This window comes from Streptomyces sp. NPDC049687, assembly GCF_044465285.1.
Taxonomy (GTDB): domain Bacteria; phylum Actinomycetota; class Actinomycetes; order Streptomycetales; family Streptomycetaceae; genus Streptomyces.
Genome location: NZ_JBITLN010000002.1, coordinates 914,178 through 926,543, shown reverse-complemented (window position 1 = coordinate 926,543; position 12,366 = coordinate 914,178). Strand labels below are relative to the sequence as shown.

Genomic DNA, 12,366 nt, shown 5'->3' with positions numbered 1-12,366 from the left:
CAGAGGCCGGTTCAAACCGTGCCGCCGAACCGCGTTGACCGGAGCTGAACGGCCGGTGAACACGGCCTTCCCGGCATCCGATAGCCTCTGCCGACATGCCGCCCGCCCGGCCCCGACCGGGGCAGGCCAAGGGCGCCCCACTGTGTACACGACCGGCGCGGACGCGTCGGGACCCAGGGAGTGAGTTCGGTTGCCGACCGCCATCCTCACCGGTCAGCCGGTCCCCGGATCGTCGATCGAGGGCGACCTGCGCTCCCTCGGCTTCGACGTCCGGCTCGCCGCCGACGCCGCCGACACCGAGGCGCTGCTCGCCGCGGTGCCGGGCCAGGAGCGGGTCGCCGTCGTCGACGCCCGCTTCGTGGGACACCGGCACGCCCTGCGCCTCGGCCTCACCGACCCGCGCTTCCCGCTCGCCGCGATCCCCGGCGCGCTGACCGCGCAGCCCGCCGGCCGCCAGGCCCTCACCCGCGCGCTGGCCCGCGAGAACTCCGCGAGCGGCGGCCCCGCCCATGGGGGTGCCCCCGCGCGAGCGAAGTCCAGCGTGGAGGACGTCGACAGCCTCGCCGACCGCATCGTCACCGCCCTCGACGACGACGGCGAGGACGTCCACCGCCCCGAGCTGGGCAGCCTGGTCGCCGAGGTCCCCGCCGACCCGCAGGCCCGCAACGAGGCACGGCAGGCACTCGCCGCCGTCGACGACGAGGCCGTACGCCTGAAGTCGGCCGTGAAGGCCCGCGACGGCTTCTTCACCACGTTCTTCATCAGCCCGTACTCGCGCTACATCGCCCGCTGGTGCGCCCGCCGCGGCCTCACCCCGAACCAGGTCACCACCGCCTCCCTCCTCACCGCGCTCGTCGCGGCGGGCTGCGCGGCCACCGGCACCCGGGGCGGCTTCATCGCGGCGGGTGTCCTGCTCATCGCGTCCTTCGTGCTGGACTGCACCGACGGCCAGCTCGCCCGCTACTCCCTGCAGTACTCCACGCTCGGCGCCTGGCTGGACGCCACCTTCGACCGGGCCAAGGAGTACGCCTACTACGCCGGCCTCGCCCTCGGGGCGGCCCGGGGCGGCGACGACGTGTGGGCCCTCGCCCTCGGCGCGATGGTCCTGCAGACCTGCCGGCACGTCGTCGACTTCTCCTTCAACGAGGCCAACCACGACGCCACCGCCAACACCAGCCCCACCGCCGCCCTCTCCGGCAGGCTGGACAGCGTCGGCTGGACGGTCTGGGTGCGGCGGATGATAGTCCTGCCCATCGGCGAACGATGGGCCATGATCGCCGTCCTGACGGCCGCCACGACTCCCAGAATCACCTTCTACGCGCTGCTCATCGGCTGCGCCTTCGCGGCGACGTACACCACCGCGGGCCGGGTGCTGCGCTCGGTGACGCGCAGGGCACAGCGCACCGACCGGGCGGCGCGGGCGCTGGCGGACCTCGCGGACAACGGCCCGCTCGCCGAGCTCCTCGCCCGCGTCCTGCCGGCCAAGTCCCGTGTCCCGGCCCTCCCCTGGGCCCTCGCGGGCAGCGTCCTCCTGGTCCTCGCGGCCTGGTTCGAGGGACCGGGCTGGTCGGTCGTCCTGTGCGCCGCGGTCTACGTCCTGCTGTCCTCCGAAGCCCTCGTGAAGCCCCTCAAGGGCGCCCTCGACTGGCTCGTCCCCCCGTTCTTCCGCGCCGGCGAATACCTCACCGTCCTGATCCTCGCGGCGAAAACCGAGGTGAACGGGGCCCTTCCTGCGGCTTTCGGGCTGGTGGCCGCCGTCGCCTACCATCACTACGACACGGTGTACCGCATCCGCGGCAACGCCGGAGCGCCGCCGGCCTGGCTGGTGCGCGCCATCGGGGGGCAGGAGGGGCGGACGCTGCTCGTCGCGGTGCTGGCCGCCCTGCTCACCGGCACGCAGTTCACGGTCGCGCTCACGGTGCTCGCCGTGGCCGTCGCCCTGGTGGGGCTCGTCGAGAGCATCCGCTTCTGGGTGTCCTCAGGGGCGCCCGCCGTACACGATGAAGGAGAACCCGCATGATCGGCCTCGTGCTGGCGGCCGGCGCCGGACGGCGTCTGCGCCCCTACACCGACAGCCTGCCCAAGGCGCTGGTGCCGGTGGGGCCCGCGGGTATAGAGGGCGAACCCACGGTCCTGGACCTGACGCTCGGCAACTTCGCCGAGATCGGCCTGACCGAGGTCGCGGTCATCGTCGGCTACCGCAAGGAGGCCGTGTACGCGCGCAAGGAGGCCCTGGAGGCGAAGTACGGACTCAGGCTCACCCTCATCGACAACGACAAGGCCGAGGAGTGGAACAACGCTTACTCCCTGTGGTGCGGCCGTGACGCCCTCAAGGACGGCGTGATCCTCGCCAACGGCGACACCGTGCACCCGGTCTCCGTGGAGAAGACGCTGCTCGCCGCCCGCGGCGAGGGCAAGAGGATCATCCTCGCCCTCGACACCGTGAAGTCCCTCGCGGACGAGGAGATGAAGGTCGTCGTCGACCCCGACAAGGGCGTCCAGAAGATCACCAAGCTGATGGACCCCGCCGAGGCCACCGGCGAGTACATCGGCGTCACCCTCATCGAGGGCGACGCCGCCGCCGACCTGGCCGACGCGCTGAAGACCGTCTGGGAGACCGACCCGCAGCAGTTCTACGAGCACGGCTACCAGGAGCTGGTCAACCGCGGCTTCCGGATCGACGTCGCGCCGATCGGCGACGTCGAGTGGGTGGAGATCGACAACCACGACGACCTCGCCCGCGGACGGGAGATCGCGTGCCAGTACTGACCCGGCTCATCCCCTCGCCGCTGGTCGTGGACATCCGCCCGGGTGCCCTCGACGATCTGGCGGGTGTACTCGCCGACGAGCGCATCTCGACCTCGGGCCGTCTCGCCGTCGCCGTCAGCGGCGGCTCCGGCGCCCGGCTGCGCGAGCGGATCGCCCCGACGCTGCCCGGTGCCACCTGGTACGAGGTCGGCGGCGGCACTCTCGACGACGCGGTCCGGCTGGCCGGTGACATAAAGGCCGGCCACTACGACGCGGTTGTGGGCCTCGGCGGCGGCAAGATCATCGACTGCGCCAAGTTCGCCGCGGCCCGGGTGGGCCTGCCCCTGGTCGCCGTACCGACGAACCTGGCGCACGACGGCCTGTGCTCGCCGGTCGCGACCCTCGACAACGACGCGGGCCGCGGCTCCTACGGCGTGCCGAACCCGATCGCGGCCGTCATCGACCTGGACGTGATCCGGGAGGCGCCGGCGCGCTTCGTGCGCGCGGGCATCGGCGACGCGATCTCCAACATCAACTCGATCGCGGACTGGGAACTGGCCAACCGCGTCAAGGGCGAGAAGATCGACGGCCTCGCCGCGGCCATGGCCCGCCAGGCCGGCGAGGCGGTGCTCCGGCACCCCGGCGGCATCGGGGACAACGCCTTCCTGCAGGTGCTCGCCGAGGCGCTGGTCCTCACGGGCATCGCGATGTCCATCTCCGGTGACTCGCGCCCCGCCTCGGGCTCCTGCCACGAGATCAACCACGCCTTCGACCTGCTCTTCCCCAAGCGCGCCGCCGCCCACGGCGAGCAGTGCGGCCTCGGTGCCGCCTTCGCGATGTACCTGCGCGGTGCCCACGAGGAGTCGGCCTACATGGCCGAGGTACTGCGCAGACACGGGCTGCCGGTGCTGCCGGAGGAGATCGGCTTCACGGTCGACGAGTTCGTCCGCGCCGTGGAGTTCGCCCCCGAGACCCGGCCCGGCCGCTACACCATCCTCGAACACCTCGACCTCAAGACCGAACAGATCAAGGACATCTACGCCGACTATGTCAAGGCCATCGGTAGCTGAACTCAGACCGGTCGTCCACCCCCCGGGGGTGAAGGACCGGCGCAGCGGTGAGCACTGGATGGGACGCCTCTACATGCGTGAGGTGTCCCTGCGGGTCGACCGCTACCTGGTCAACACCAGGGTCACGCCCAACCAGCTCACGTACCTGATGACAGTCTTCGGTGTCCTCGCGGCCCCGGCACTCCTGGTGCCGGGGATCCCGGGCGCCGTGCTCGGTGTGGTCTGCGTCCAGATGTACCTGCTGCTGGACTGCGTCGACGGCGAGATCGCCCGCTGGAAGAAGCAGTACTCGCTCGGCGGTGTCTACCTCGACCGGGTCGGCGCGTATCTCACCGACGCCGCCGTGCTCGTCGGGTTCGGGCTGCGGGCCGCCGACCCGTGGGGCAGCGGCCGTATCGACTGGCTGTGGGCGTTCCTCGGCACGCTCGCCGCGCTCGGCGCGATCCTGATCAAGGCCGAGACCGACCTCGTCGGAGTCGCCCGTCACCAGGGCGGGCTGCCGCCGGTCAAGGAGGCGGCGTCCGAGCCGCGCTCCTCCGGCATGGCGCTCGCCCGGCGGGCCGCCTCGGCGCTGAAGTTCCACCGGCTGATCCTCGGCATCGAGGCGTCCCTGCTGATCCTGGTCCTCGCGATCGCCGACCAGGTGCGCGGCGACCTCTTCTTCTCGCGGCTCGGCGTCGCCGTACTCGCCGGCATCGCGCTCCTGCAGACCCTGCTGCACCTGGTGTCCATCCTCGCGTCGAGCAGGCTGAAGTGAGCGCCCCCGCCAAGGTCGGCGCGGTCGTCATCACCATGGGCAACCGCCCCGACGAGCTCAGGGCCCTGATCGACTCGGTCGCCAAGCAGGACGGCGACCCCGTCGAGGTCGTCGTGGTCGGCAACGGCTCGCCCGTCCCGGACGTCCCCGAGGGCGTCAGGACGGTCGAGCTGCCCGAGAACCTCGGCATCCCCGGCGGCCGCAACGTCGGCATCGAGGCCTTCGGCCCCAGCGGCCGCGACGTCGACATCCTGCTGTTCCTCGACGACGACGGCCTGCTGGCCCACCACGACACCGCCGAGCTGTGCCGCCGGGCCTTCGAGGCCGACCCGAGGCTGGGCATCGTCAGCTTCCGCATCGCCGACCCGGACACCGGCGTCACCCAGCGCCGGCACGTCCCCCGGCTGCGGGCCTCCGACCCGATGCGCTCCTCCCGGGTCACCACCTTCCTCGGCGGCGCCAACGCCGTCCGTACGAAGGTCTTCGCAGAGGTGGGCGGACTGCCGGACGAGTTCTTCTACGCCCACGAGGAGACCGACCTGGCATGGCGGGCCCTCGACGCGGGCTGGATGATCGACTACCGGTCCGACATGGTGCTGTACCACCCCACGACCGCGCCCTCCCGGCACGCGGTCTACCACCGGATGGTCGCCCGCAACCGGGTCTGGCTGGCCCGCCGCAACCTGCCCGCCGTCCTGGTCCCCGTCTACCTCGGGGTCTGGTTGCTGCTGACGCTGGCGCGCCGCCCCTCGCGGTCCGCGCTGAAGGCCTGGATCGGCGGCTTCCGGGAAGGCTGGACCACACCGTGCGGGCCCCGCAGGCCCATGAAGTGGCGTACGGTGTGGCGGCTGACCCGACTGGGCCGTCCCCCGGTCATCTGACAAGCTCGTCCCAGAGGGCTCCCGGGTCTTGCCGAGAGCCCCCCGGCTCATGCCAGCCCCCTCAAGGCTGCGCATCGCGAAGACGAAAGTTTCCTACTTGTGAGTGAGACAACGCATGACGGCGGAGTCGCGGTGAGCGCGCCTCCGTCGCCCGACGAGGGCCTCACGGCCGCACAGCTGGCCGCCAAGTACGGGCTGGCCGTGAGCGGCGCCCGGCCCCCGGTGCGGGAGTACGTCCGCCAGCTCTGGGGACGCCGGCACTTCATCCTGGCGTTCTCCCGGGCGAAGCTGACCGCGCAGTACAGCCAGGCCAAGCTCGGCCAGCTGTGGCAGGTGGCCACGCCGCTGCTGAACGCGTTCGTGTACTTCATGATCTTCGGCGTGCTGCTCAACGCCAGCCGCGGGATGTCCAAGGACGTGTACATCCCCTTCCTGGTCACGGGCGTCTTCGTGTTCACCTTCACGCAGAGCTCCGTGATGAGCGGCGTCCGGGCGATCTCCGGCAACCTCGGCCTGGTGCGCGCCCTGCACTTCCCGCGGGCCTCGCTGCCGATCTCCTTCGCGCTGCAGCAGCTCCAGCAGCTGCTGTACTCGATGCTCGTGATGTTCGTCGTGGTGATCGGCTTCGGCAGCTACCCGGACGCCTCCTGGGCGCTGATCGTGCCGGTGCTGATCCTGCAGTTCGGCTTCAACTCCGGCCTGGCGCTGATCTTCGCCCGGGCCGGTGCGAAGACCCCGGACCTCGCGCAGCTGATGCCGTTCGTGATGCGGACCTGGATGTACGCGTCCGGCGTGATGTTCTCCATCCCGGTCTTCCTCGCGGACAAGCCGGAGTGGGTGTCGAACGTCCTGCAGTGGAACCCGGCCGCCATCTACATGGACCTGATGCGCTTCGCGCTCATCGACGAGTACGGCGCCGAGAACCTCCCCGACCACGTGTGGGCCGTCGCCGGCGGCTGGGCCCTGCTGCTCGCGGTCGGCGGCTTCCTGTACTTCTGGAAGGCGGAGGAGAGGTATGGCCGTGGCTGACCGGGTACCGGGAGAGCGCGAGCGCATCCCCACCGTCATCGCCGACGAGGTCCACATCGTCTACCGCGTCAACGGCGCCAAGACCGGCAAGGGCAGTGCCACCGCCGCCCTCAGCCGCATCCTCAAGCGCGGCGAGGAGCGCGGGGTGCGCAAGGTGCACGCGGTGCGCGGGGTCTCCTTCGTCGCCTACCGGGGCGAGGCCATCGGCCTGATCGGCTCCAACGGCTCCGGCAAGTCGACCCTGCTGCGCGCCATCGCCGGTCTGCTGCCGCCGGAGAGCGGCAAGGTCTACACCGACGGCCAGCCCTCGCTGCTCGGCGTCAACGCGGCCCTGATGAACGACCTCACCGGCGAGCGCAACGTCATCCTCGGCGGTCTGGCCATGGGCATGTCCCGGGAGCAGATCAAGGAGCGCTACCAGGAGATCGTCGACTTCTCCGGCATCAACGAGAAGGGCGACTTCATCACCCTGCCGATGCGCACCTACTCCTCCGGTATGCAGGCCCGGCTGCGGTTCTCCATCGCCGCCGCCAAGGACCACGACGTCCTGATGATCGACGAGGCCCTGGCGACCGGCGACGCGAAGTTCCGGGTGCGCTCCGAGCAACGCATCCGGGAACTGCGCGAACACGCGGGCACGGTGTTCCTGGTCAGTCACAGCAACAAGTCGATCCGGGACACCTGTGACCGCGTCCTGTGGCTGGAGCGCGGCGAACTCCGCCTGGACGGCCCGACCGAAGAGGTCCTCAAGGAGTACGAGAAGTTCACCGGCAAGTAGGGCGTCCCGCCTCGGGCCCTGCCGGAACTGTCCGGTGGGGCCCCGCGTCTGCAAAGGAAACGTCAACTTCGGCCGGTCTTAGGAATCTTGCCACCAATCGGTGTGTTGTTGTGATGTGCAGGACACCCCGGCGATCCACGCTGCGTTGTACAACGTAAGCTGTACCGGATCCCGAAAGGCGTCAAGTGGGGCGATAATGCGCGACACCCTCGGCCGGGCAGCCGCGCGGACGGCTGGGCGGCGTGTCCGAAATAGTGTGTCTTGGGTCGGCGGTGTAGAACGGGAGATGTGACGGCAATGGCTACGGAAACTCCCCAGCTCAACGCAGCACGTGCCGTCCCTGCCCCGGGCCGCGAACGGTGACGGCCCCGACCGCGCCGCTCACCGGCGACCCGCAGCGCGGCACCCTCGCCAAGGCCGCGGACGAGAACTTCCCGGTGGCTCCCTTCTTCCTGCCCAGGGCCTGGCGCGAGGACCTGATGGCCGTCTACGGCTTCGCGCGTCTCGTCGACGACATCGGCGACGGCGACCTCGCCCCGGGCGGCGCCGACGCCCGCCTGCTCGGCGTTTCGGCCACCGAGGCCGAGGACCGGCTGATCCTCCTCGAGGCCTTCGAAGCCGACCTCCGCCGCGTCTTCGCCGGGGGTGACGGCGAGCCCCGTCACCCCCTGCTGCGCCGGCTCCGGCCCACCGTCCGCCGCCGCGGCCTCACCGCCGAGCCGTTTCTCGACCTGATCGCCGCCAACCGCCAGGACCAGCTCGTGGGGCGCTACGAGACCTACGACGACCTCCGCGCCTACTGCGAGCTGTCCGCCAACCCCGTCGGCCGCCTCGTCCTCGCCGTCACCGGCACCTCGACCCCCGAGCGGATCCGCCGCTCCGACGCGATCTGCACCGCCCTGCAGATCGTCGAACACCTCCAGGACGTGACCGAGGACCTCGGGCGCGACCGCGTCTATCTGCCCGCCGCGGACATGAAGCGCTTTCACGTCCAGGAGGCGGATCTCGCCACGAAAACCGCCGGCGCCTCCGTGCGCGCACTGGTTGCGTACGAAGCGCAGCGCGCCCGCGATCTCCTGACTGAAGGCGCCCCCCTGGTGGGTAGCGTCCACGGCAGGCTGAGGCTGCTGCTCGCGGGGTTCGTGGCGGGGGGAAGGGCGGCGATCCGCGCGATCGCCGCCGCCGAATACGACGTACTTCCCGGCCCGCCCAAGCCCGGCAAGCTCCAGTTGCTGCGCGAGGTGGGCGTGACCCTGCGAGGAGAGGGGTGATCCGGACCGTGGAGTCGTCACCGCACGTGTCCGCACCGGTACTCGCCGCCTACAGCTACTGCGAGGCCGTCACCGGACAGCAGGCCCGTAACTTCGCCTACGGCATCCGGCTGCTGCCCACGCACAAACGCCGGGCCATGTCGGCGCTCTACGCGTTCTCGCGCCGGGTCGACGACATCGGGGACGGCGCCCTGGCCGACGACGTCAAGACCGCCCGGCTCGAGGACACCCGCGCGCTGCTCACCCGGGTCCGCTCCGGCGAGGTCGACGAGGACGACACCGACCCCGTCGCGGTCGCCCTCGCCCATACCGCCCGCGCCTTCCCGGTCCCGCTCGGCGGCCTGGACGAACTGATCGACGGCGTCCTGATGGACGTACGCGGCGAGACCTACGAGACCTGGGACGACCTGAAGGCGTACTGCCGCTGTGTGGCGGGCGCCATCGGACGCCTCTCGCTCGGCGTGTTCGGCACGGAACCGGGGGCGCGCGGCGCCGAGCGCGCGCCGGAGTACGCCGACACGCTCGGGCTCGCGCTCCAGCTGACGAACATCCTCCGGGACGTCCGCGAGGACGCGACGGGCGGCCGCACCTATCTGCCCGCCGACGACCTCGCCAAGTTCGGCTGCTCGGCCGGATTCGACGGGGCGGCGCCGCCCGAGGGCTCCGACTTCGCGGGACTCGTGCACTTCGAGGTGCGCCGGGCTCGCGCCCTGTTCGCCGAGGGCTACCGGCTGCTGCCCATGCTCGACCGGCGCAGCGGTGCCTGTGTCGCCGCCATGGCCGGCATCTACCGCCGTCTCCTCGACCGTATCGAACGCGATCCGCAGGCCGTCCTGCGCGGCCGCGTCTCGCTGCCCGGCCGGGAGAAGGCGTACGTCGCCGTGCGCGGTCTGTCGGGACTGGACGCCCGGCATGTCTCGCGGCAGACCGTCAGGAGGCACACCTGATGGAGACGGCCGACGACAAAGCGGTCAGAGGTGATTTCCCCGGAGAAGCCGCGGGAACCATGGAAAAGCGGCACGCAACCCTCCGGTGCGGCGCGGCGTCCCTGACTGCGACGGTCCGCCGTGCAGAGTTCAAGCACCACGGCGGGTCCGCAGGGGAGGGTGCACCATGAGCGACGAGCGGCTCTCGGAGGGCTCCGGGATCTCCGGGCGGCACGCCGTCGTCGTGGGCGGCGGGCTCGCCGGCGTCACCGCCGCGCTCGCGCTCGCCGACGCGGGTGTCCGCGTGACGCTGCTGGAGGGCCGGCCCCGCCTGGGCGGCCTGGCCTTCTCCTTCCGGCGCGGCGACCTCACCGTGGACAACGGCCAGCACGTGTACCTGCGCTGCTGCACCGCCTACCGATGGTTCCTCGACCGGATCGACGGCACGGCGCTGGCACCGCTGCAGGAGCGTCTCGACGTGCCCGTCGTCGATGCCGCGAGGCCCGAGGGGCGGCGCCTCGGCAGACTGCGGCGCGACGCGCTGCCCGTACCCCTGCACCTGGGGCGCAGCCTCGCCACATACCCGCATCTCTCGCTCGCCGAACGCGCCGGAGTGGGCCGGGCCGCGCTCGCGCTCAAAGGACTCGACCTCGCCGATCCGGCCCTGGACGCAGAGGACTTCGGCAGCTGGCTGACCGCTCACGGTCAGTCGGCACGCGCCGTCGAGGCCCTGTGGGATCTGGTGGGGGTCGCCACCCTCAACGCGGTCGCGGGCGACTCCTCGCTGGGCCTCGCCGCGATGGTGTTCAAGACCGGTCTGCTGTCGGAGCCGGGCGCGGCCGACATCGGCTGGGCGCGCGTCCCGCTGGGCGACCTGCACGACCGGCTGGCCCGCAAGGCGCTCGACTCCGCCGGCGTACGCATCGAGGTCCGTTCACGCGTCACCTCCCTCTCTCAGGACGGGAACGGGACCTGGAGCGTTCAGGTTCCCGGCGAGACGCTCACCGCGGACGCCGTCGTCCTCGCCGTACCGCAGCGCGAGACGTACGACCTGTTGCCGGCCGGGGCGCTCGACGCCCCGGAACGGCTCCTGGAGATCGGCACCGCGCCGATCCTCAACATCCATGTCGTCTACGACCGCAAGGTGCTGGGCGTGCCGTTCTTCGCGGCGCTCGGCACCCCCGTGCAGTGGGTCTTCGACCGCACCGAGGCCTCCGGACTGCGCACGGGCCAGTACCTCGCCCTGTCGCAGTCGGCGGCGCGGGACGAGATCGACGAGCCCGTCGCCGTCCTGCGCGAGCGCTACCTCCCCGAGCTGGCAAGGCTGCTGCCGGGGACGCGCGGCGCCGAGGTGCGGGACTTCTTCGTGACCCGGGAGCGCACGGCGACGTTCGCTCCCTCCCCCGGCGTCGGGCGCCTGCGTCCCGGCGCCCGCACCAAAGCCCCCGGCCTGTACCTGGCCGGAGCGTGGACCGCCACAGGGTGGCCCGCGACCATGGAGAGTGCGGTCCGCAGCGGCGTGAGTGCGGCGGACGCCGCGCTGAGCGCCCTGGGCCGGCCCCGACCAACCCACCTCTTCGCGTTCGAGGAGGCGGCCTACTGCATCTTCCCGGGGGGCAAACCCCGGACCCCCGGCCGAAAACCGGAGGGAGCCGGCGCTTCCCTGCGAGGTGGGATCCGGTGAAGGTCGATCAGCACGGCTCGGCACACCCCCGCACCCCCTCCGGTACCGCAACAAGAGGAGAAACTGTGCCCACTGTGCCCCCGGCCTCGCCGGCCGCTCGCAGGACCGCGGTGGACGTGACCGCGCTCCTGGAGCGCGGCCGCACCCTGGCCACACCGGTGCTCCGGGCGGCCGTCGACCGACTCGCGCCGCCCATGGACACGGTCGCCGCCTACCACTTCGGCTGGATCGACGCTCAGGGCAACCCGACCGACGGCGACGGCGGCAAGGCCGTGCGCCCCGCGCTCGCGGTGCTCTCCGCCGAGGTCACCGGCGCCGCGCCCGAGACCGGCGTGCCCGGCGCGGTCGCCGTCGAACTGGTCCACAACTTCTCCCTCCTGCACGACGACCTGATGGACGGCGACGAGCAGCGCCGCCACCGCGACACCGTCTGGAAGGTGCACGGTCCCGCCCAGGCCATCCTGGTCGGCGACGCCCTGTTCGCCCTCGCCAACGAGATCCTCCTCGAACTCGGCACGGCCGAGGCCGGCCGCGCCACCCGCCGGCTGACCTCCGCCACCCGCGCCCTGATCGACGGTCAGGCCCAGGACATCTCCTACGAGCACCGCGACCGCGTCAGCGTCGAGGAGTGCCTGGAGATGGAGGGCAACAAGACCGGCGCCCTGCTGGCCTGCGCCAGCTCCATCGGCGCCGTGCTCGGCGGCGCCGACGAGCGCAGCGCCGATCGCCTGGAGAAGTACGGCTACCACCTCGGCCTGGCATTCCAGGCCGTCGACGACCTTCTCGGCATCTGGGGCGATCCGGTCTCCACCGGCAAGCAGACCTGGAGCGACCTGCGCCAGCGCAAGAAGTCCCTGCCGGTCGTGGCCGCGCTCGCGGCGGGCGGCCCGGCCTCCGAGCGGCTCGGCGAGATGCTCGCCGCCGACGCCAAGAGCAGCGAGTTCGCCACCTTCTCCGAGGAGGAGTTCGCGGCCCGCGCGGCCCTCATCGAGGAGGCCGGCGGCCGCGAGTGGACCGCCGAGGAGGCACGTCGTCAGCACACCGTCGCCATCGAAGCCCTGAACGCCGTCGACATGCCCGAGCAGGTGCGGGACCGGTTCACGGCGCTCGCCGACTTCGTCGTCGTACGAAAGAGATGATCACTATTGGTCGAATAGTCCTCGCGTAGTCGCCGGCCGGTGCAGCGAGGCGAGACAGGCACCGGCCGACGGCGTTCCCACAG

At 71.6% G+C, this 12,366-nt stretch carries 12 protein-coding genes; all 12 read left to right on the top strand.

What is annotated here, in order from left to right; genetic code table 11:
- Positions 1-190: 190 nt before the first annotated feature.
- Positions 191-2,020: a DUF5941 domain-containing protein gene (locus tag ACIBVL_RS09290; protein WP_399094367.1), complete on the top strand. Its 1,830-nt coding sequence runs from the start codon at positions 191-193 to the stop codon at positions 2,018-2,020.
- Complete coding sequence (locus tag ACIBVL_RS09285) at positions 2,017-2,769, top strand: sugar phosphate nucleotidyltransferase (RefSeq protein ID WP_399094364.1); 753 nt, start codon at positions 2,017-2,019, stop codon at positions 2,767-2,769. Before ACIBVL_RS09290 ends, ACIBVL_RS09285 begins: the two co-directional genes overlap by 4 nt.
- Positions 2,757-3,818 carry an iron-containing alcohol dehydrogenase family protein gene (locus tag ACIBVL_RS09280; protein ID WP_399094361.1) on the top strand — a complete coding sequence of 354 codons (1,062 nt, stop codon included), beginning with the start codon at positions 2,757-2,759 and terminating at the stop codon, positions 3,816-3,818. The genes ACIBVL_RS09285 and ACIBVL_RS09280 overlap by 13 nt, the downstream gene beginning before the upstream one ends.
- Entirely contained in the window at positions 3,796-4,575 is a 780-nt protein-coding gene (locus ACIBVL_RS09275) for a CDP-alcohol phosphatidyltransferase family protein (RefSeq protein ID WP_399094358.1), read from the top strand. The genes ACIBVL_RS09280 and ACIBVL_RS09275 overlap by 23 nt, the downstream gene beginning before the upstream one ends.
- On the top strand, positions 4,572-5,456 hold the full coding sequence (locus ACIBVL_RS09270) for a glycosyltransferase family 2 protein (RefSeq protein WP_399094355.1): 885 nt from the start codon (positions 4,572-4,574) through the stop codon (positions 5,454-5,456). Before ACIBVL_RS09275 ends, ACIBVL_RS09270 begins: the two co-directional genes overlap by 4 nt.
- 99 nt (positions 5,457-5,555) lie before the next feature.
- The gene (locus ACIBVL_RS09265) at positions 5,556-6,485 is read left to right on the top strand and encodes an ABC transporter permease (RefSeq protein ID WP_399094351.1); all 930 of its coding nucleotides are present in this window, start codon (positions 5,556-5,558) and stop codon (positions 6,483-6,485) included.
- Complete coding sequence (locus ACIBVL_RS09260) at positions 6,472-7,263, top strand: ABC transporter ATP-binding protein (RefSeq protein ID WP_399094348.1); 792 nt, start codon at positions 6,472-6,474, stop codon at positions 7,261-7,263. The genes ACIBVL_RS09265 and ACIBVL_RS09260 overlap by 14 nt, the downstream gene beginning before the upstream one ends.
- Before the next feature lie 359 nt (positions 7,264-7,622).
- On the top strand, positions 7,623-8,534 hold the full coding sequence (hpnC, locus tag ACIBVL_RS09255) for a squalene synthase HpnC (protein WP_399094345.1): 912 nt from the start codon (positions 7,623-7,625) through the stop codon (positions 8,532-8,534).
- Positions 8,531-9,481: a presqualene diphosphate synthase HpnD gene (hpnD, locus tag ACIBVL_RS09250; protein WP_399094342.1), complete on the top strand. Its 951-nt coding sequence runs from the start codon at positions 8,531-8,533 to the stop codon at positions 9,479-9,481. The genes hpnC and hpnD overlap by 4 nt, the downstream gene beginning before the upstream one ends.
- Positions 9,481-9,651: a DUF6380 family protein gene (locus ACIBVL_RS09245; protein WP_399094339.1), complete on the top strand. Its 171-nt coding sequence runs from the start codon at positions 9,481-9,483 to the stop codon at positions 9,649-9,651. Before hpnD ends, ACIBVL_RS09245 begins: the two co-directional genes overlap by 1 nt.
- Positions 9,648-11,144 carry a hydroxysqualene dehydroxylase HpnE gene (gene hpnE, locus ACIBVL_RS09240; protein WP_399094336.1) on the top strand — a complete coding sequence of 499 codons (1,497 nt, stop codon included), beginning with the start codon at positions 9,648-9,650 and terminating at the stop codon, positions 11,142-11,144. Before ACIBVL_RS09245 ends, hpnE begins: the two co-directional genes overlap by 4 nt.
- A 74-nt stretch (positions 11,145-11,218) precedes the next feature.
- Positions 11,219-12,283, top strand: coding sequence for a polyprenyl synthetase family protein (locus ACIBVL_RS09235; RefSeq protein ID WP_399094872.1), 1,065 nt, complete (start codon positions 11,219-11,221; stop codon positions 12,281-12,283).
- Positions 12,284-12,366 lie beyond the last annotated feature (83 nt).

What these genes read in the sequence shown, in the direction of transcription:
- ACIBVL_RS09285 (WP_399094364.1), top strand. Translation starts at nt 2,017, where the DNA reads ATGATCGGCCTCGTGCTGGCGGCCGGCGCCGGACGGCGTCTGCGCCCC.
- ACIBVL_RS09245 (WP_399094339.1), top strand. Translation starts at nt 9,481, where the DNA reads ATGGAGACGGCCGACGACAAAGCGGTCAGAGGTGATTTCCCCGGAGAA.
- ACIBVL_RS09275 (WP_399094358.1), top strand. Translation starts at nt 3,796, where the DNA reads ATGTCAAGGCCATCGGTAGCTGAACTCAGACCGGTCGTCCACCCCCCG.
- hpnE (WP_399094336.1), top strand. Translation starts at nt 9,648, where the DNA reads ATGAGCGACGAGCGGCTCTCGGAGGGCTCCGGGATCTCCGGGCGGCAC.
- ACIBVL_RS09260 (WP_399094348.1), top strand. Translation starts at nt 6,472, where the DNA reads ATGGCCGTGGCTGACCGGGTACCGGGAGAGCGCGAGCGCATCCCCACC.